Here is a 19534-nt window from a genome sequence, read left to right as displayed (position 1 = left end):
GCAGAGCGCCCCATTGGCTCCCTTCTCGAACGAGATTCGTTGCGAATCTGCAACCAACACCCTCACCCTTCCGGCGCTACGCGTCTCCCTCCCGCGACAGCGGGTTAAACGTGTGAGGATGGCCTGGTCCTCAGCCCGCCTTGTTCTCCACCCGATAGCGCAACCAAATCTCACCACCCGGCAAGACCTCGTGATGCGTCAACGTCAGGCCCGTCAGCGGCGCGGGGGTATCGGCATCCGTCTTGCCCGAATGAAACAGGCTGGGCGCGCCCGCCGCGCCGTCGATCGCGGGGCAGAGCGCCATGCTGATCTCGTCGATCAGTCCGGCGCGCAGGAATTCGCCATTGGCGGTGCCCCCGCCCTCGACCAGCAAAGTCTTCACGCCCAGTTCGCGATTCAGGATTTCGGGCACCGCGTGCAGGTCGATCGTCTCCGCCCCGGCAAAGATGTAGGAGACACCATCCGCACGCAGCCCGGCCAGATGCGCGTCGGACACCGCCTCGGTCAACACGACGACGATCGGATCACCGCCAATATCGCCGCGTCCCCAGACGATCTTGCCCCGTTCGTCCAGCACGACGCCGAATGCATCGGCCTCGCGGCGAGCTAACCAGTGTTCGCGGGGGAAGCTTTCGTCCGTGTCGGGATAGCGGTCGCCCTTGGCGAACTCCTGCCCCGTCACGCGACCGACGATCCACGCGTCGCCGCCGATCCGGTCGTGCAGATCCTCGAACAGGTCGCCGGGCTTATAGCTCTCGGGCCGCCAGCGACTTTGCAGGATGCGCCCGTCCAGGCTGCAAATCATATGGCAGATCATATGGGGCTTCATCGACACATCTCCTGTTCGGAGCGGCAACGCGCGATGAAGCAGAGGGGTTCGGACGCCTGTCTCATTCCGCCCCCTGCAGGGGAGGAAGGTCTAGCGTCCCCCGACGGGCCGCATCATCGACCAGAAGTGCGGACCGCCTTTCGGCACCGACCATTGCTCGACCAGTTCGAACCCCAGCCCCGCATAGAGCCCCACATTGCTCTCGGTCGCCGTCTCGAGATAGGCGGGCACGCCCGATGCGTCACACCGCGCCAGCCCCGCCCGGATCGACGCGCCGCCCAGCCCGCGCCCCTGCCGTGCCGGATCGACACCCGCAATGTGGAGATACCAGAACGGCTCGGCCGGGAAATGCGCGTCGATCGCATCACCCAGCCGCATCGCGCGGGGCAAAGACGGCCCCAGCGCATGGAGCACCGGAACCAGCCGCCGGACATAGGCCATCATCGGCACATGCGCCTGCCCCGGCGGTCGCCAGAAGGTCCCGGCGTCCGCCGCCTCGCTGACCAGCCGCATCCCCACCGCGTCGCTGTCGAACAGAAGCGCGAACAGGCGCGGCAGGCGCCTGGCCCGGTCGGCCACATCTGGGAAGATATAGGACATGGCCGGATCGTCCGCGAAGGCGCGCGCCAGCATCGTCGCCACCGCCGCCCGGTCGTCAGCCCCCGCTTCTCGGATCGTCACCATGGCATTCCCTCAAAGGAAAACGGGCGCCTCCCACAGGGAAGCGCCCGCCATCACATTCCGAACGTCACAACGCCGATCAGGCCGCGGCGTCGTCCTTCTTCTTGGCCTTTTCGGCATAGACGCGGATCGGTTCCTTGCGACCCTCGACCACGTCCTTGTCGACCATAACCTCGTCGACGCCGTCCATGCCGGGCAGGTCGAACATGGTGTCGAGCAGGATGCCCTCCAGGATCGAGCGAAGCCCGCGCGCGCCGGTCTTGCGGTCGATCGCCTTCTTGGCGACCGTGGTCAGCGCGTCGTCGGTGAAGTCGAGCTCGACGCTCTCCATCTCGAACAGCTTCTGATACTGCTTGACCAGCGCGTTCTTCGGCTCGGACAGGATCTTGACCAGCGCCGCGATATCGAGGTCCTCGAGCGTCGCGATGACCGGCAGACGGCCGACGAACTCGGGGATCAGGCCGAACTTTAGCAGATCCTCGGGCTCGGTCTGGCGCAGATATTCGCCGGTCCGCTTCTCTTCCGGAGCGGCGACATAGGCACCAAAGCCGATCGACTTGCCCTGCAGACGGTCGCCGATGATCTTTTCCAGACCCGCGAATGCGCCGCCGCAGATGAACAGGATGTTCGTCGTGTCGACCTGCAGGAATTCCTGCTGCGGATGCTTGCGCCCGCCCTGCGGCGGAACGCTGGCGGTCGTGCCTTCCATCAGCTTGAGCAGCGCCTGCTGAACGCCCTCGCCCGACACGTCGCGGGTGATCGAGGGATTCTCGGCCTTGCGGCTGATCTTGTCGATCTCGTCGATATAGACGATGCCGCGCTGCGCCCGCTCGACATTATAGTCCGACGCCTGGAGCAGCTTGAGGATGATGTTCTCGACGTCCTCGCCGACATAACCGGCCTCGGTCAGCGTCGTCGCGTCCGCCATGGTGAACGGCACGTCCAGGATGCGCGCCAGCGTCTGCGCCAGCAACGTCTTGCCGCAGCCGGTCGGGCCGACGAGCAGGATGTTGGACTTGGCAAGCTCGACATCGGCACCCTTGGCGCCGTGGTTCAGCCGCTTGTAATGGTTGTGCACCGCGACCGACAGGACACGCTTGGCCTGCTTCTGCCCGATGACGTAATCGTCGAGCACGTTGCAGATTTCCTGCGGCGTCGGCACGCCACCATCCTTCTTGGAGACAAGCGCGGACTTGGTCTCCTCACGGATGATGTCGTTGCACAGCTCCACGCACTCGTCGCAAATGAAGACGGTCGGCCCCGCGATCAGCTTGCGCACCTCGTGCTGCGACTTTCCGCAGAACGAGCAATAGAGGGTGCTTTTCGAGTTGCCACCGCTCACCTTGTCCATCAATCACCTCTCGCACGCGATACCGGTGCGCTACCGTTGCCGGGGTGCGCATCGTACCGCACCCCGATAAAGTCACAATCGAAATAAACCGTTCACAACGAACGGACCATCTTACGCCGAGGCCGACATATCGTCGGTCGGGGCCGGGCGCTTGTCGAACACCTGGTCGAGCAGGCCGAATTCCTTGGCTTCCTCGGCGCTCATGAACTTGTCGCGGTCCATCGCGCGCTCGATCTCCTCGAGCGGCTTGCCGGTGTACTTGGCGTACAGCGAATTCAGGAAATGCCGCATGCGAAGGATTTCGCGCGCCTGGATCTCGATATCGGCCGCCATGCCCTGTGCCCCGCCCGAAGGCTGGTGGATCATGATGCGGCTGTTCGTGGTCGCCACGCGCATGCCCGGCTCACCGGCCGACAGCAGGAAGCTGCCCATCGAGGCGGCCTGGCCGATGCACAGCGTGCCGACGCGCGGACGGATATACTGCATCGTGTCATGGATCGCCATGCCCGCCGTGACGACACCGCCCGGCGAGTTGATGTACATGTAGATGTCCTTCTTCGGATTCTCCGACTCAAGGAACAGCAACTGCGCGCAGATCAGCGAGGCCATGCCGTCCTCGACACCGCCGGTGACGAAGATGATGCGCTCGCGAAGCAGGCGGCTGAAGATATCGAACGACCGTTCGCCGCGGTTCGACTGCTCGATGACGATCGGAACCAGACCAGCCTGCGTCTGCCGGAGCCCGACGCCAGCCTGCGCCAGCGGGCTCGCGAAATCGCCGGTCTCGAACGGATTGTGCATGAAATTCTCTCTTATGCCCAGAAGAGCCCCTATGTCGCGTGACGGCTGCCCATATTCAAGCCCCGTCGTTGGTCCGCCGTGCCGCGATGCAGCGTTTACCCTTTTTGGGTACCGGACAGAACGCGATCACCCCGCCGAACCCGGCGCGGGCAGCGCCAGATAGGCCAGCCGCCGCACTTCCTGCCGCCCGCGCACCACGGTATCGAGGATCAATCCGGTGAACAGGTTCAGCCCGGCCAGCAGCATCAGCCCGGTCGACAGGATGGCGGTGGGGAAGCGCGGCACCTGATGGGTGTCGAGATAGGTCAGGGCGAGCGGAATCGCGAGCAGCACGGCCAGCGCGGCGAACAGCGCGGCGATCGCGCCGAAGAACCACATCGGCCGTTCGATACGGTACAGCTTGATGATCGTGCGCAGGATGCGCCAGCCGTCCGAATAGGTGCTCAGCTTCGACGCCGAGCCTTCGGGGCGCGCATAATAGGGCGTCGCGATTTCGGCGCACGGCATCTTCAGTTCCAGTGCATGGACGCTGATCTCGGTCTCGATCTCGAAGCCCACCGACAGGACCGGGAAACTCTTGACGAAACGACGCGAGAAGACGCGGTAACCCGACAGGATATCGGTGAAACTCCGCCCGAACAGCTGCGCCAGCATACCGGTCAGCATCGCATTGCCGAACCGGTGCCCGCGACGATAGGCGAGCTCGGCCTCGCTCACCCGCTGGCCGACGACCATGTCGAGCTGTTCCTCGACCATCCGGCGCACCAGGTCGGGGGCGGAGGCGGCGTCATAGGTCGCATCGCCGTCCGCCATCACATAGATGTCGGCGTCGATATCGGCGAACATACGGCGCACGACCGCGCCCTTGCCCTGGATACGTTCCGACCGGACGATCGCACCCGCCGCGCGGGCGACCTCGATCGTGCGGTCGCGGCTGTTATTGTCATAGACATAGATGGCCGCCATCGGCAGCGCCGCGCGGAAACCCGCAATCGTCTGGGCGATCGCCGCCTCTTCATTATAGCAGGGCAACAGCACCGCGATCCGGGGTTCGTTCACAACCTATCCTCGTGCATGGTCGGGCGATCCGGGCCCTTCACAACTCCGGGCCCGTATGCGCCGTGACGGCCGGGCGGGACAGCCCGTTCGATATTCCTCCCCTGCAAGGGGAGGAATGGGAGCCCTCATACAGGAAGGGCGACCGCTTGCGCGACCGCCCTTGCCTGTTCGTCACGAACGCGAAGTCCGGCGTCGACCTTATTCGGTCGGCGCGGCCTTCTTGGCGCGCGGCTTCTTGGCGGGCGCCTCGGCGGCTTCCGCTTCGCCTTCGGCCGGAGCGGCCTTCTTGGCACGTGCGGCCTTCTTGGGCGCGTCCTCGGTCGTGGCTTCCGCCTCGTCCTCGGTCGCCGCCTTCTTGGCGCGGGTCGCCTTCTTTGGGGCTTCCTCGGCCGCCGCGTCGTCCGACGCCGCTTCCTCGGTCACGTCGGCCTTCTTGGCCTTCGCCTTCGACTTCTTGGCACCGTGGTCATGGCCGTGGTCATGATCATGGTCGTCATGATTGTGGACGTGCGTGCCGGTCGCGAAGCCGTCTTCGCTCTCGATCGCGGCTTCCAGCTCCTCGCGGGTGGTTTCGCGGTCGGCGATCTCGGCCTTGCCGAACAGGAAGTCGACGACCTTGTCCTCATAGAGCGGGGCGCGCAGCTGGGCGGCGGCCATCGGCTCCTGCTGGACATACTGGATGAAGCGCTGGCGATCTTCCGGGCCGTACTGCTGTGCGGCCTGGGCGATCAGGCGGTTCATTTCCTGCGCGGTCACTTCGACGCCGTTCGCCTGGCCGATCTCCGAGAGGAGCAGGCCCAGACGGACGCGGCGCTCGGCGATCTTCTTATAATCGTCGCGCTCCTTCTCCATCTCGGCCTTGGCGGCCTCGGGGTCTTCCTCGTGCGTGGCTTCATGCTCGAGCTGCGCCCAGATCTGCGAGAACTCGGCCTCGACCATCGACGGCGGCACTTCGAAGTCGTGACCGTCGGCCAGCTGGTCGAGCAGCTTGCGCTTCATGTACGTGCGGGTCAGGCCGTTATGCTCCTGCTCGATCTGCCCCTTCAGCAGGCCGCGCAGCTGCTCCAGGCTCTCGAGGCCCAGATTCTTGGCCATCTCGTCGTCGATCTTGGCTTCGCCGGCGGTCTTCACCGACTTGATCGTCAGGTCGAAGGTCGCGGGCTGACCGGCCAGGTCCTTGGCGGGATAGTCCTCGGGGAAGGTGACCGAGATCTGCTTCTCTTCACCGGCCTTCACGCCGACCAGCTGGTCCTCGAAACCGGGGATCAGGCGACCGCCGCCGATCTCGACGGCCATGTCCTCGCCCGAGCCGCCCTCGAAGGCGACGCCGTCGGTGGTCTTGCCGACGAAGTCGACGGTGACCTGGTCACCCTGCTCGGCGGCCTTGTCGCCCGCATCGTCCCAGCGCTTCTGCTGATCGGCGAACTTCTGCAGCTGCTCGTCCACCGCCTCGTCGGCGACCGGCACGGTCAGGCGCTCCAGCTTCAGCGCGTCGATCGCGGGGGTCGGAACCTGGGGCAGGACCTCCAGCGTGACGGTCAGCTTGGCGTCCTGGCCGGGCTCGTAGCCTTCGGCCAGCTCGACCTGCGGCTGCATCGCGGGGCGCAGATTCTGCTCGGCGATCAGCGACTGCACGCCTTCCTGCAGCGCGGTGTTCAGCGCGTCCTGCAGCAGCGCCGGGCCGTGCATCTTGCGGACGAGGTTGGTCGGCACCTTGCCGGGGCGGAAGCCGGGCATCTTCATCTGCGGAGCGATCCGCTTCAGCTCGGCATCGACCTTGCCCTCGATATCCTTGGCAGTGATGGTGAGCGTGTAGGCGCGCTTCAGCCCCTCGTTCAGCGTCTCGACAGTCTGCATCTAAAGGCCTTCAATCTGGAGAAATTCCGTGTGGCTGTCGCCCCGTTCTTGACCGGGGACTGGTGCGGGCGAAGGGACTCGAACCCCCACATCTTACGATACTGGAACCTAAATCCAGCGCGTCTACCAGTTCCGCCACGCCCGCACGAGGACACCGCCGATGGGCGCGCGTCTATATCACCCTGGGCCGCTTCGGCAAGGGACAACAGGCAACATGTGCGCGGGACATGCGTTTAAACCGTCCCCAGCCCGAAATATGGCATGAAACGGAGAGCGAGAATGGCGACCCAACCCCCGCCCGAGAGCCCGCAGCCAACCCAGCCGGCGCAGCCCGATACGCCGCCGCCCGAAATCGTGCCGCCCGGCCCCGATATCGACCAGCCCTCCCCCGGCGTCGGCCCGAGCGATCCCGGCACCCAGCAGCCCTTGCAGATTTAAGGCAGATGATGGCGACCAACCCCGAAAACCATCCCGACAGCCCGCCCAGCGAGGCGCCCGAGAACAACCCGGACAGCCCGCCGCGTGAGGATCAGCGCAGCGACATCGAACAGGCGGTCGAGGCGCGTTCGGACGCGGTGAAGCGTGGCGAAGGCGGCGAGGAGCCGGTGACGTTTACCGATACCGGCGAGCATGACGGCGTCGGCGGGACCGGTGGTGTGGTGCGCAATCAGGATCTGGATGCGCAGTAACTAAGGGGTGGGCTCGGTGAGACACCGTTGCCCTCCCCCAGCCCCTCCCGCCTGCGGGAGGGGAGAGGCTTGTGGTGAGGCGAGAGGATTATCTCAGGCCGTTCGCAAGCCTGAACTTTCGATAACGCATAATTCTCACCCCAGGCACGCCCCTCCCGCAAGCGGGAGGGGATGGGGGAGGGAAAGCCGAAAGTCGTAGTCTCTGCGAGGCCTCCTTCCCTCCCCCGGCCCCTCCCGCTTGCGGGAGGGGAGAAGAAGGGGGAGAACTCGCGCTGTTAGCCCGCCAACGCCTTCTTCAGCAGGTCATTGACCACCGCCGGGTTCGCCTTGCCGCCCATCGCCTTCATCGTCTGACCGACGAAGAAGCCGAACAGCGCTTCCTTGCCGCCGCGATACTGACCGAGCTGGTTCGGATTCTTCTCCAGAACCTCGGCGATCACCGCCTCGATCGCGCCGGTGTCGCTGGTCTGCTTGAGCCCGCGCTCCTCGACGATCTTGGACGGACCGTCACCCGTCTCCAGCATGATCTCGAACACCTGCTTCGACAGGCTGCCCGACAGCGTGCCGTCGGCGACCAGGGCCAGCAGCTCGGCGGCCTGGGTGGGCGATACCGGGCTCTCGGTGATGTCCTTGCCCAGCCGGTTGAGCGCGCCGAACAGTTCGGCCGCGACCCAGTTCGCCGCCTGCGCGGGCTTGGCCTGCGAGCCTTCCAGCGCCTCCAGCAGCGTATCGAACCAGCGCGCCGTCTCGACCTCGGCGGTCAGGACGCCCGCATTATACGGGGTCAGGCCCAGCGCCTCGTAACGGCGCCGCTTGGCATCCGGCAGCTCGGGCAGGCTGGCGCGGCATTCCGCGAGGAAGGCGTCGGTCAGCTCCAGCGGCAGCAGGTCGGGATCGGGGAAGTAGCGGTAATCATGCGCGTCTTCCTTCGACCGCATCGAGCGGGTGGTGCCGCTCTCGACGTTGAAGAGGCGCGTTTCCTGGACGATCTTGCCACCGTCCTCCAGCACCGCGACCTGGCGCTTGGCCTCATATTCGATCGCGGCCATCACGAAGCGGACCGAGTTGACGTTCTTCGTCTCGGTCCGGGTGCCGAGTTCGTCGCCGACCTTACGCACCGACACGTTGACGTCGGCGCGCATCGAGCCTTCCTCCATGTTGCCGTCGCAGCTGCCGACATAGCGGAGAATGGCGCGCAGCTTGCGCAGATACGCCCCTGCCTCCGCGGGCGAAGCCATGTCGGGACGGCTGACGATTTCCATCAGCGCGACGCCCGAACGATTGAGGTCGACATAGGAACGCGTCGGATGCTGGTCGTGCATCAGCTTGCCGGCGTCCTGCTCGACATGGATACGCTCGACGCCGATCCGCTTGGTCGGGCCATCGGGGTTCTTTTCGTCCAGGCTGATCTCGATCGCACCCTCGCCCACCAGCGGGTGGTAGAGCTGGCTGATCTGATAACCCTGCGGCAGATCGGCGTAGAAGTAATTCTTCCGGTCGAAGCGCGACCATGTGTTGATCTGCGCATCGATCGCCATGCCGGTGCGCACCGCCTGGCGGATGCACTCCATGTTCGGCACCGGCAGCATCCCCGGCATCGCGGCGTCGACCAGCGAGACCTGGGTGTTGGGCTCCGCACCGAACGCGGTCGCCGCGCCGGAGAACAGCTTGGCGTTGGTGGTGACCTGGGCATGGACTTCCAAGCCGATCACGACCTCCCATTCCCCCGTCGCGCCCTGGATGCGATATTCGCTCATGTTCGATCTCGATGATGAAGATAGTTGATCGCCGTCAGGACGGCGTTGCTGCCCAGCAGCGCGACGATCCAGCAAGTCGACAGGATGCGCAGGATCGCGGTCTCGAAACCGAGGTTCCGCGCCTCGCGCAACCCGATAAAGGCCGCGCCCGCCCCCAGCAGCAGGAACAGGATACCCAGCCGCACCTCACCACGCAGGATCACGCTGTTGCCCACGCACAGGCACAGGATGAAGCCCGCCACGCCCAGAAAGAAGCGCGCCAGCGTGTGGTGGTCGAAGGGGTGGTTGTCGATATTGCTCAAGGATACGCCGACATAGGCGCTGAGGATCGCCCCGAACGCGACGTTCAGGGCGCCCTGCGCCTCCCGCAACACGGCGATGTTGCGGGCCGAAAAGGCTCGGTCGCTTACCACCAGGCCTGCGGACGGGCGGTGAAGCCCGCACGCTGCTCGATGGCCAGGCTGGCGTTCAGCACGCCCTGCTCGTCCAGCGCCTTGCCGATGATCTGGATGCCGAGCGGCAGCCCGTCCTTGTCCAGGCCGCCCGGCACCGACATGGCGGGCAGCCCGGCCAGCGAAGCAGGCACCGTGAACACGTCGTTGAGGTACATGGCCAGCGGATCGGCCTGCTTCTCGCCCAGCGCGAACGCCGCCGACGGCGCGGTCGGGGTGAGCAACACGTCGCATTGCTCGAACGCCCGCTCGAAATCGCGGGCGATCAGCGTGCGGACCTTCTGCGCCTGGGTATAGTAGGCATCGTAGAAGCCCGCCGACAGGACATAGGTGCCGATCAGGATACGACGCTTCACCTCGTCGCCGAAGCCGGCGGCGCGGGTCGCGGCGTACATGTCCTGCAACCCCGCCCCTTCGGGCAGGGCGCGCAGGCCATAACGCACGCCGTCATAGCGGGCGAGGTTGGACGACGCCTCGGCGGGCGCGATGATATAGTAAGAGGGCAGCGCGTATTTGGTGTGCGGCAGCGAGACCTCGACGATCTCGGCCCCCGCATCGCGCAGCCAGTCGATGCCCTGCTGCCACAAGGCCTCGATCTCGGCTGGCATGCCGTCGACGCGGTACTCCTTGGGCACGCCGACGCGCTTGCCCTTCAGGTCCGCCGACAACGCGGCTTCCCAGTTCGGCACGTCGAGCTTCAGCGAGGTCGCGTCCTTGGCGTCGAAGCCCGCCATCGCCTCCAGCATGATCGCGCAGTCGCGCACGTCGCGCGCCATCGGCCCCGCCTGGTCGAGCGAAGAGGCGAAGGCGATCGTGCCCCAGCGCGAGCAGCGGCCATAAGTCGGCTTGATGCCCGAAATGCCGGTAAAGGCGGCGGGCTGGCGGATCGAGCCGCCGGTATCGGTGCCGGTTGCGCCCGGCGCCAGACCTGCCGACACCGCCGTCGACGAACCGCCCGACGACCCGCCGGGAGCGAGCGGCGCGGTGTCGTTCGGACGACGCCAGGGCGAGATGACGTTGCCGAACGCGCTGGTTTCGTTGGACGAGCCCATGGCGAACTGGTCGAGGTTCAGCTTGCCGAGCATCCCTGCACCGGCGTTCCACAGATTCTGCGAAACCGTCGATTCATAAGGAGGCACGAAGCCTTCCAGGATCTTGCTGGCGGCGGTGGTCGCGACACCCTTGGTCGCGAACAGGTCCTTCATGCCGATCGGCACGCCGGCCAGCGGCTTGAGCGTCTCGCCCGCCGCGCGCGCGGCATCGGCCGCATCGGCGGCGGCGAGCGCATGGTCCGGCGTCTCGACCAAGAAGGCGTTGAGCGCCTTCGCAGCCGCCACCTTGGCGTTGAACGCCTCGGCGACTTCGCGCGCCTTGAACTGGCCGTCGCGCACGCCGTCGCGGATGGCGGCGATGCCGAGTGTGGTGAGATCAGTCATTATTCGATCACCTTGGGCACCGTGAAGAAGCCGTGTTCGGCCTGCGGCGCATTCTGCATGAGGAGGTCGCGGATGCCGCCGTCATTGACGACGTCGTCGCGCAGGCGAAGCTGGTTCGGGATCACCGCGGTCATCGGCTCGACCCCTTGGGTGTCGACCTCGCCCAGTTGCTCGATCCAGCCCAGGATGTTCCCAAGCTCGGGGGCGAGGCGCGTCGCGTCCTCCTCGGTGATCGCGATGCGGGCAAGGCTCGCGATCTTCTTCACGGTTGCGGTATCTACGGACATGGATTTGCGGCTAGCATCGCCGCGCGGCTTCGCGCAACGCTTTTGCCGCAAGAGCGATTGCAATGGGGGCAAGCGGGGCATCATGGATAGCAATTGCAGGCGATCCAGTTTTGCCGCACCGCACAACGGAGTGATGATTTGGCGCGCAAATTCCTCTATGTCGTGGCGGCGCTCATCGTGCTGACGATCGCGGCGGCCTTTGCCTATCGCCTGTTCGGCAACCAGCTGCTCCGCTGGTCGACCGTCCCCTCCGAGTCGTTTCGCGAACAGGCCGCCCCGCCGAGCGAACTCTACAAGCGGCGCGTGATGTGGCTGGCGCGGCCCGACATTCCGGGCAACCCGGCGCTGTGGACCCCGACCGGCTACACCCCCAGCCAGCCGGGTCAGGGGGCGGCGGTGTTCTTCATCCACCCCACCTCCTACATCAACAAGGCGCACTGGAACGCGCCGATCGACGATCCCGACACCAATGCCCGCGCCGAGCTGTTCCTGCGCGGTCAGGCCAGCGCGTTCAACGGGGCGGGCGACATCTGGGCGCCGCGCTATCGCCAGGCGACCTTCGGCGCGTTCCTGACCAGCGTTTCGGATGCGGAGCGCGCGCTCGATCTGGCGTATCGCGACGTGGATGCGGCCTTCACCGCCTTTCTGGAACAGGTCGATCCCAAGCGCCCGCTGATCCTGGCCGGGCATAGCCAGGGCGCGTTGCATTTGTCTCGCCTGCTGACCGACCGGGTGGCCAAGGACCCTGCGCTCAAGCGCCGGATCGTCGCGGCCTATGTCGTCGGCTGGCCGATCTCGATGACCGCCGACCTGCCCGCCATGGGCCTGCCCGCCTGCGAGCGGGCGGACCAGACCGGCTGCATCCTGAGCTGGCAGAGCTTCGGCGAGCCTGCCAATCCGTCGCTGATCCTCGATGTGTTCGACCAGACCAACGGCTATACCGGCGCGTCGCGAAAGGGCACGGCGATGCTGTGCACGAACCCGCTGACCGGCACCCCCGACGTCGCCGCGCCAGCGACCGCCAATCTGGGCACGCTCTATCCTTCTGCCGACCTGACGACCGCGGCCATCGCGGCGGGCAAGGTGCCCGCCAGATGCGAGGGGCGCGGTTTCCTGACCATCGGCGAGGGGCCGAGCGTCGGGCCCTATGTGCTGCCCGGCAACAATTACCACGTCTATGACTACAGCCTGTTCTGGGCGAATGTCCGCGCCGATGCGGAGCGCCGTTTGAAAGCCTTTCGATGAGCCTGATCACCACCGACCGTAGCGAATTCCGCGCCGTCCTCCCCTCGGGCGGGCGGCTGATCGGGCTGGACGTCGGCACCAAGACCGTGGGCACCGCGCTGTGCGATGCCGGATGGAGCTTCGCCAGCCCCGCGACCCTGATCCGCCGGACCAAGTTCACCAAGGACAAGGAATTGCTGGTCGCGATGATCGCGCAACAGGGGGTGAAGGGTCTGGTCATCGGCCTGCCGCTCAACCTGGACGGCAGCGAAAGCCCGCGCTCGCAATCGACCCGGTCCTTCGCCCGCAACTGTGCGGACCTGGGCCCGATCCTGCTGTGGGACGAACGCTGGTCGACGGTCGCTGTCGAACGTACGATGATCGAACAGGATATGAGCCGCGCCAAGCGAGCCGAGCGGATCGACAATCTGGCGGCCGCGCATATCCTTCAGGCCGCGATCGACGCGCTTGTAATGGCGTAAGAACCATTCCTCCCCTGCAAGGGGAGGTGGCGCGCGTAGCGCGTCGGAGGGGTGTCGCGCTATCGAGAGGGGTACACCCCTCCGTCAGGCCTCCGGCCTGCCACCTCCCCTTGCAGGGGAGGAATGGCTGCCTGCCGCCATTGATCGCAAATCCACCAAATCCGGCCAATATGTCATCAATTGGACTTGGCCCGGTCTCCAAGCCGTCATTCGAGCCCCCTAGCTGCGCCGCTTCTTCGAAGCCTTTGGGGGGCCCAGTCGTGAGCCGTTTTTCCATTCTGTCCCGTTCGATGCTGATGATCGGGGCCGCCGTCATCGCCGTACCCGCCTGGGCGCAGCAGCAGGCCGATACGCCGTCGAGCGAGTCCGCGACCAATGGCGACCAGATCGTCGTCACCGCGACTCGCACCACCCGCTCGTCGGTCGAGCTGGGCGCGGCGGAAATCCAGAAGGTGCTGCCCGGCGCGAACCCGGTGAAGGCGATCCAGACGCTGCCCGGCGTGCAGTTCGAGACCGCCGATCCCTGGGGCAATAACGAACAGAATATCTCGCTGTTCGTCCACGGCTTCAACCAGAACCAGCTCGGCTTCACGCTCGACGGCGTGCCGCTGGGCGACCAGTCCTATGGCAATTACAACGGCCTCAGCCCGCAACGCGCGGTCATCAGCGAAAACGTGTCGCGCGTCCGCCTGACCGCCGGGGCCGCCGACCTGGGCACCGCCTCGGCCAGCAACCTAGGCGGCGGGATCGAGACCTATTCGAGCGACCCGGCCGCGACGATGGGCGTCCGCTTCGCCCAGACGCTGGGCAGCTATGACGCGACCCGCACCTTCCTGCGCATCGACAGCGGCGAGGTCGAGGGGCTGGGCGGCACCAACAGCGGCTATCTCTCGGTCGTCCGGCAAAAGGCCCGCGCTTGGGAATTCAACGCGCGCCAGGGCGGGTGGCAGGGCAATGCCAAGTTCGTCCACAAGGGCGAAAACGGCACGCTGACCGGCTACTTCAACATCTCGGACAAGGCCGAGCCGAACCAGGATTCGGTCGCGCACAATGCCGGCGGGATCGAGCCCTATTACCGCTCGCTGCTCTATCCGAACTGGCAGGCGGCACTCGCCTATGTCGACGCCAACGGCGCGCCGCCGTCGAACAACCCCAACAACTATATGAACTATTTCGGCGACGCGCAGCGCACCGACTATCTGGGCTATATCAAGTACGAACACCGCTTCGGCGATGCGGTGACCTGGTCGAACCAGGTCTATTACCATCATGACGAGGGCCAGGGGCAGATCACCGGCCCGATCGCAGCGGCGGGCCTGCCGGGCCTGTTCCGCATCTATTATCCGGGGCAGAATCTGAAGGACGTTTTCGGCAGCTCGGGCTATGCGCTGCGCACCACCGAATATGGCATCGACCGCAAGGGCGGTATCTCGACGCTGGCGATCCACGCGGGCGACCATGAGATCGAGCTAGGCGGCTGGTACGAGCATAACCGCAACACGATCTTCCGCCGCTGGTATGCCGCGCCGATCGACAATCCCCCCTCACCCTATGAATGGGCCGATCCCGCCAAGCGCCGCCTGACCCAATATGCCGCGATCACGAAGTACGACCTGGTCCAGACGCATATCCAGGACCGCTGGCACGTCAGCCCGACCGTGACGGTCGAGGCGGGCTTCAAGTCCAGCCTGCAATTCGCCGATGGCCGCGTGCCGACCCAGCCGCTGCCCGGTGCGTTGCCCGGCACCTCGACCGGCTATCCCGAAGGGCGACTGAACACGAGGAAGTGGTTCCTGCCCGCCATCGGCGCGATCTGGGACATGACCGACAACGACCAGTTGTTCGGCCATATCCAGAAGAATGTGCGCCAGTTCCAGGCCTCGGTCGCGGCGGGCCTGTCGCCCTTCGCGGTGGGCAGCCAGCAGGCGTTCGACCAGATCAAGGCGAACACCTCGCCCGAAACCTCCTGGACCTATGAAGCCGGTGTGCGCTCGCACCACGCACTGGACCTGGGCCCACTGACCGCGATCGAGGGGCAGGTCAGCGCCTATCATGTCGATTTCGACAACCGCCTGCTCCAGATCAGCGCGACGCCGGTTATCGCGTCGGTCATCGGCGGTGTGTCGATCCTGCAGAATGTCGGTCGCGTGCAGACCAACGGCGTCGATGCGGCGGCAACCCTGCGCTTCGGTCCGCATCTGTCGGTGTATAACGCGCTGTCGTACAACAGCTCGAAGTACCGCGACAATTATGTCAGCGGCACCGCCACCATCGCGACGGCGGGCAAATATGTGCCCAACACCGCCAAGTGGCTGAACAAGACGGTGGTGTCGATCAACGATGGCCCGTTCGAAATCCAGGCGATCGGCGACTATGTCGGCCCGCGCTTCGCCACCTATACCAACGACCAGGGTATCGGCGGGCGCTATCTGCTGAACCTCCAGGCCAGCTACAGCCTGCCGCAGATCGACGGTTTCGGCGTCAAGGACCTGAAGCTGTCGGTCAACGTGACCAACGTGACCAATCGCAAGGGCATCTACGAACTGGTCGTCGGTGCCGCCGCCCGGACCTGGAACAGCTATGCCCAGCCGCCGCGCATGGGCTTCATCACCCTGTCCGGCGCATTCTGATCCGCCTTGCGATGTCGGGCCGTGCCAGATCGGGAGGCCTCGGCCTTCCGGTCCGGCACGGCCGCTTGCCGGACGCCGGACGGCGGGGCAGACCATCATTCCCATGATCCCGGACCGTCCCGCCCGCGCCCGATACCGGTTGCCGACCGCACCGTCGGTCTGGACGGGGGCGATGCTGAGCATCGTCTACATCGCGCTCGTCTTCGCCATCGTCACCGCGATGCGGATGCGCGGGCCCTGGTATGACGAATTCTATACGCTCTACGTCGCCCGCCCCGGCATCCCGCTTCACCAGGCGGTCGGGCTCTGGCTTGCCGACAATCATCCCCCGCTCTTCTACGCGCTGACCCGCGCGACCGCCTGGGCCGGTGCGACGATCGAGGAGCGGCGCATCCTCAATCTGTTCCTGCTGGTCGGTGCCTGTATCCAGATCGCCTGGTGGTTGACCCCGCCGGGGCTGCGTCGCATCGGCTGGGTCTTCGCCATCGCGCTGGCCAGCGCCTGGCCTGCGATCGACCGCGCGGCGGAGTTGCGCTCCAACTATCTCGCCGCCGCCGCCGCCGCCGTCGCGCTGGCCGCGCTGGTCGGATATGAGCGGGGGCAGCGCGCCCATCCTCGGATCGAATGGGCGATGCTGACATTCGCGCTGCTGATCGCGCTCAACGTCCATCTGGCGGCCAGCATCGTCGTCGGCGGATTGGTCGCCGCGACGATCCTGCGTCGCCTGCTCGCCCACGAAGGGCAAAGCGCCGTCCGGCTGACCGCCGCCGCGACGCTGGCGGCCGCCCCGATGCTGCTTCATCTCGCTTTATCGTTCGGGCGGATCGAGGCCAATACCCGCGACTTCTGGATCAAGGGCGGCTTCGGCGCCGCACGCTGGGCAATCGAGATCGAGGTGGAGCGCATCCTGACCGCGAACCTGCCGGTCACGATCCTGGCGGTCGCGGGTTTCCTCGTGCTTGCCTATCGCAGCTGGCAGGACCGTCGCCTTGCCGCCGCGCTCGACCGGGCCATAACCCTCGGCGTCGGACTGGTCATCGCCTGCGTGCTGATGGTCGCGATCCACCTGTGGCGGCCCTTCATCATCGATCGCTATCTGGTCACGCTGCACCCGGCGATCGCCATGATCCTGGCCCTTGGCGCGTCGGCACTGCTCGAGCGTATACGCCCGCTGCTCGCGGTCCTGCTGTCCGCCGTCATGACCATCGCCACGCTGTTGGCGATCCAGACCAATATGATCCGCACTGTGTCTCAGGCCAGCTGGTACGACACGGGCCGGACCATCGCCGCGATCCGCCGTGGCTGTCCGTCGACGCTGGTCCATGTCGACTGGAACGGCAACCGCCGCGCCATGGCCGCCCCGCCAAGCGAGAACCGGGCCGTCTTTCCCTATGCCTATCGCCTTGTTGCGGCGCGCTATGGCTTTGCGCTGGCGACCGATGGCGACCGAAGCATGGCGCGCGATTGCCCGACGCTGTTCTGGACCGAGCATGTCGCGGGGGAAAAGGTAACAGAGGAGGGATTGGCCGCACAGCTCCGCGCCGACGGCTTTCCGATCGGTCGCGCCCGCCTGATCCGGATCGGCGACGGTCATGTGCTGGAGACGTGGCCCACCCGCTGAACGAGCGGTCTTTCGTCATCGAGCCTTGCCGAACGTCGCGCGCGCCGCTACCCGGCGGCTTTAATGCAGACATCGGATCATCGCCCCGGCACGCTCATTCAGGGTGGCGCCGTTTTCCCGCACCGGCATCTGACCGGCATCGACGGCCTTCAACCGCACGAGATCATGTTCCTGCTCGACGAAGCGGAACATTGGCTCGATCGCGGCGCGACCGACACGCCCGACACAAGGCTGGCGGGCCTGACCCAGATCAACGCCTTCTTCGAGAACTCGACGCGGACGCTCCTGTCCTTCGAGATCGCGGGCAAGCGGCTGGGCGCGGACGTCGTCAACATGCACGCGGCGCAGTCGAGCGTGAAGAAGGGCGAGACGCTGATCGACACGGCGATGACGCTGAACGCTATGCGCGCCGACGTCATCGTGATCCGCCACATGGCGTCGGGTGCGGTCCGCCTGATCGCCGACAAGGTCGATTGCCCGGTTCTGAACGCGGGCGACGGGCGGCACGAACACCCGACGCAAGCGCTGCTCGACATGCTGACCATCCGCCGCCGCCGGGGCAGCGTGGCGGGGCAGAAGGTCGTCATCTGCGGCGACATTCTCCACAGCCGGGTCGCACGCTCGGACATTCTCGCGCTCACCGCACTGGCGGCCGAGGTGCGGGTCTGCGCGCCATCGACGCTGATGCCCAAGGGGATCGAACGCATGTTCGTGACGCCCTTCACCAATTTCGACGAAGCGATCGAGGATGCCGATGTCGTCATGATGCTGCGCGTCCAGAACGAGCGGATGGCGGGCGGGTATATCCCCTCCACCCGCGAATACCGGATGCGCTACGGCCTGACGGCGGAGCGGCTGAAGCGGGCCAAGCCTGGCGCGCTGGTCATGCATCCAGGCCCGATGAATCGGGGGGTGGAGATCGATTCGGAGGTGGCCGACGGCCCGCAATCGGCGATCACCGAGCAGGTGGCGATGGGCGTCGCGGTGCGCATGGCGTGCCTGGACGTGCTGACCCGCCGCGCCCGCAAGCTGGAGGGCTGGGCATGAGCGTCACGGCCTTCACCAATGCCACGCTGATCTGCCCGGTCGGCGGCGAGATACGTGGCCAGACCCTGCTGGTCGAGGACGGCGTCATCACCGGCACCGGTGACGCGCCCGAGGGTGCGACCGTCATCGACTGCGGCGGCAAGATGCTCGCCCCCGGCATCGTCGATCTTGGCGTGTTCAAGGTGGACCGCGCCGCCTGCCGTGCGGGCGGGATCGTGCGCGTCGGCCTGATGCCCGACCAGTCGCCGGTGCTGGACGATCCGGGCGTGGTGCAGCGCGCCGCGCTGATCGGGCGGCCGGACCTGTGGATCCACCCCATCGCGGCGGCGACCCGCTCGCTGGCGGGGACCGACCTGGCCGAGATGGCGGTGTGTATCTCGGCAGGCGCGAAGGCGGTCGGCACCGGGCGTGGCTGGGTCGCCGATTCGGGCGTGATGCACCGGGTGCTCGCCTATGCGGGCGACCTGGGCCTGACCGTCATCTCCCATGCCGAGGATGGTGGCCTGGCCGCCGATGCCGTCGCGACCGAGGGCGAGACGGCGAGCCGCCTGGGCCTGCCCTCCGCTCCCGCCATCGCCGAATCGCTCGCCATCGCGCGCGACCTGATGCTGGCCGAGGAAACGGGCGCGAAGCTGCATATCCGCCAGGTCACGACCGCCTCGGGCTTCGACCTGATCCGCGCGGCCAAGCGGCGCGGGGTGAAGGTGACGTGCGGCATCACGCCTGCGCATCTCCACCTGTCCGACATCGCGGTCACCGATTTCCGGACCTATGCCCGCCTCTCGCCGCCCTTGCGCGACGAGAGCGACCGGCAGGCGGCGCTGGCCGCGGTCGCGGATGGCACGGTCGACGTCATCGGCTCGGGCCACGACCCGCACGGGCCCGAGGCCAAGCGCCTGCCCTTTGTCGATGCGGAGGCAGGCATGGCGGGGGCGGAGACACTCTTGCCGCTCGCGCTGATGCTGGTGCGCGACGAGCGCATCACCCTGCCCCGGCTGTTCACGCTGCTGGCGCGCAATCCGGCCAGGGTGCTTGGCCTCGACACCGGCACGCTGGAGCCAAGCAAGCCCGCCGACCTGATGCTGTTCGATGCCGATACGCCGTGGATGGTGTCGGGCGACGCCTTCGCCTCGGCGGGGAACACACCGTTCGATGGCTTCCCGGTTCAGGGCCGCGCGCTGAGGCTGTGGAAGGCCGGACGGGAAATCGCCTGAAAACGCCTCTCCAACGGCGATAGCGGAGGACCCCGCCCCTTCACCATCGGGCTGACGCCCGGAGGCCCCCTCACCAAGCACGGCTTGGGGAGGAATTGCTGGCGGCGACGTTCGGGA

Annotated in this window: 18 protein-coding genes and 1 tRNA gene; 8 read left to right on the top strand and 11 right to left on the bottom strand. The window is 66.3% G+C overall.

Going from position 1 to position 19534, the window contains the following annotated elements:
* Positions 1-130 precede the first annotated feature (130 nt).
* From SOM26_RS06830 to SOM26_RS06800, 7 genes are all read right to left on the bottom strand, one after another.
* The gene (locus tag SOM26_RS06830; protein WP_320451984.1) at positions 131-829 is read right to left on the bottom strand and encodes a RibD family protein; all 699 of its coding nucleotides are present in this window, start codon (positions 827-829) and stop codon (positions 131-133) included.
* A gap of 90 nt (positions 830-919) precedes the next feature.
* Positions 920-1513, bottom strand: a complete 594-nt coding sequence (locus SOM26_RS06825) for a GNAT family N-acetyltransferase (protein ID WP_320451983.1) — start codon at positions 1511-1513, stop codon at positions 920-922.
* 76 nt (positions 1514-1589) lie between these two features.
* Entirely contained in the window at positions 1590-2861 is a 1272-nt protein-coding gene (gene clpX / locus SOM26_RS06820; RefSeq protein ID WP_320451982.1) for an ATP-dependent Clp protease ATP-binding subunit ClpX, read from the bottom strand.
* Positions 2862-2972: 111 nt separating this feature from the next.
* Entirely contained in the window at positions 2973-3662 is a 690-nt protein-coding gene (locus SOM26_RS06815) for an ATP-dependent Clp protease proteolytic subunit (protein ID WP_320451981.1), read from the bottom strand.
* A gap of 126 nt (positions 3663-3788) precedes the next feature.
* The gene (locus SOM26_RS06810) at positions 3789-4721 is read right to left on the bottom strand and encodes a glycosyltransferase family 2 protein (RefSeq protein WP_320451980.1); all 933 of its coding nucleotides are present in this window, start codon (positions 4719-4721) and stop codon (positions 3789-3791) included.
* 198 nt (positions 4722-4919) lie between these two features.
* Positions 4920-6578, bottom strand: coding sequence for a trigger factor (gene tig, locus SOM26_RS06805; protein ID WP_320451979.1), 1659 nt, complete (start codon positions 6576-6578; stop codon positions 4920-4922).
* A 60-nt stretch (positions 6579-6638) separates the two neighbouring features.
* Positions 6639-6723 (bottom strand) — tRNA-Leu (locus tag SOM26_RS06800).
* Between the two features lie 134 nt (positions 6724-6857).
* On the opposite strand from SOM26_RS06800, the gene SOM26_RS06795 reads away from it, so the two are divergent.
* Together SOM26_RS06795 and SOM26_RS06790 are read left to right on the top strand one after the other, a co-directional pair.
* Complete coding sequence (locus tag SOM26_RS06795) at positions 6858-7016, top strand: hypothetical protein (RefSeq protein WP_320451978.1); 159 nt, start codon at positions 6858-6860, stop codon at positions 7014-7016.
* 5 nt (positions 7017-7021) lie between these two features.
* Positions 7022-7267, top strand: a complete 246-nt coding sequence (locus tag SOM26_RS06790; RefSeq protein WP_320451977.1) for a hypothetical protein — start codon at positions 7022-7024, stop codon at positions 7265-7267.
* A 275-nt stretch (positions 7268-7542) separates the two neighbouring features.
* Here the strand turns inward: SOM26_RS06790 and gatB are convergent, their stop codons facing one another.
* From gatB to gatC, 4 genes are read right to left on the bottom strand one after another with little or no spacing between them, the layout of a single operon-like run.
* Positions 7543-9024, bottom strand: a complete 1482-nt coding sequence (gene gatB, locus SOM26_RS06785; protein ID WP_320451976.1) for an Asp-tRNA(Asn)/Glu-tRNA(Gln) amidotransferase subunit GatB — start codon at positions 9022-9024, stop codon at positions 7543-7545.
* Positions 9021-9437, bottom strand: a complete 417-nt coding sequence (locus tag SOM26_RS06780; protein WP_320451975.1) for a hypothetical protein — start codon at positions 9435-9437, stop codon at positions 9021-9023. The genes gatB and SOM26_RS06780 overlap by 4 nt, the downstream gene beginning before the upstream one ends.
* On the bottom strand, positions 9431-10912 hold the full coding sequence (gene gatA / locus SOM26_RS06775; RefSeq protein WP_320451974.1) for an Asp-tRNA(Asn)/Glu-tRNA(Gln) amidotransferase subunit GatA: 1482 nt from the start codon (positions 10910-10912) through the stop codon (positions 9431-9433). The genes SOM26_RS06780 and gatA overlap by 7 nt, the downstream gene beginning before the upstream one ends.
* The gene (gatC, locus tag SOM26_RS06770; protein ID WP_037568622.1) at positions 10912-11199 is read right to left on the bottom strand and encodes an Asp-tRNA(Asn)/Glu-tRNA(Gln) amidotransferase subunit GatC; all 288 of its coding nucleotides are present in this window, start codon (positions 11197-11199) and stop codon (positions 10912-10914) included. The genes gatA and gatC overlap by 1 nt, the downstream gene beginning before the upstream one ends.
* 138 nt (positions 11200-11337) lie before the next feature.
* Here gatC and SOM26_RS06765 point away from each other — a divergent pair, with 138 nt between their 5' ends.
* The 6 genes from SOM26_RS06765 to SOM26_RS06740 all read left to right on the top strand — a co-directional run bounded on the left by SOM26_RS06765 (position 11338) and on the right by SOM26_RS06740 (position 19417).
* Positions 11338-12444 carry a DUF3089 domain-containing protein gene (locus SOM26_RS06765; protein WP_320451973.1) on the top strand — a complete coding sequence of 369 codons (1107 nt, stop codon included), beginning with the start codon at positions 11338-11340 and terminating at the stop codon, positions 12442-12444.
* Positions 12441-12905: a Holliday junction resolvase RuvX gene (gene ruvX / locus SOM26_RS06760; RefSeq protein WP_320451972.1), complete on the top strand. Its 465-nt coding sequence runs from the start codon at positions 12441-12443 to the stop codon at positions 12903-12905. The genes SOM26_RS06765 and ruvX overlap by 4 nt, the downstream gene beginning before the upstream one ends.
* Positions 12906-13165: 260 nt before the next feature.
* Entirely contained in the window at positions 13166-15535 is a 2370-nt protein-coding gene (locus SOM26_RS06755; RefSeq protein ID WP_320451971.1) for a TonB-dependent receptor, read from the top strand.
* A 103-nt stretch (positions 15536-15638) separates the two neighbouring features.
* Entirely contained in the window at positions 15639-17156 is a 1518-nt protein-coding gene (locus SOM26_RS06750) for a glycosyltransferase family protein (protein ID WP_320451970.1), read from the top strand.
* 63 nt (positions 17157-17219) lie between these two features.
* On the top strand, positions 17220-18203 hold the full coding sequence (locus SOM26_RS06745) for an aspartate carbamoyltransferase catalytic subunit (protein ID WP_058733739.1): 984 nt from the start codon (positions 17220-17222) through the stop codon (positions 18201-18203).
* A complete protein-coding gene (locus tag SOM26_RS06740; protein ID WP_320451969.1) occupies positions 18200-19417 on the top strand; it encodes a dihydroorotase in 1218 nt (405 codons plus the stop codon). The genes SOM26_RS06745 and SOM26_RS06740 overlap by 4 nt, the downstream gene beginning before the upstream one ends.
* The last annotated feature ends 117 nt before the right edge of the window (positions 19418-19534 follow it).

Source organism: Sphingomonas sp. CFBP8993 (assembly GCF_034044895.1).
GTDB lineage: Bacteria > Pseudomonadota > Alphaproteobacteria > Sphingomonadales > Sphingomonadaceae > Sphingomonas.
The sequence above is the reverse complement of the archived record's forward strand: the minus strand, read 5'-3'. Positions and strand labels throughout refer to the sequence as shown.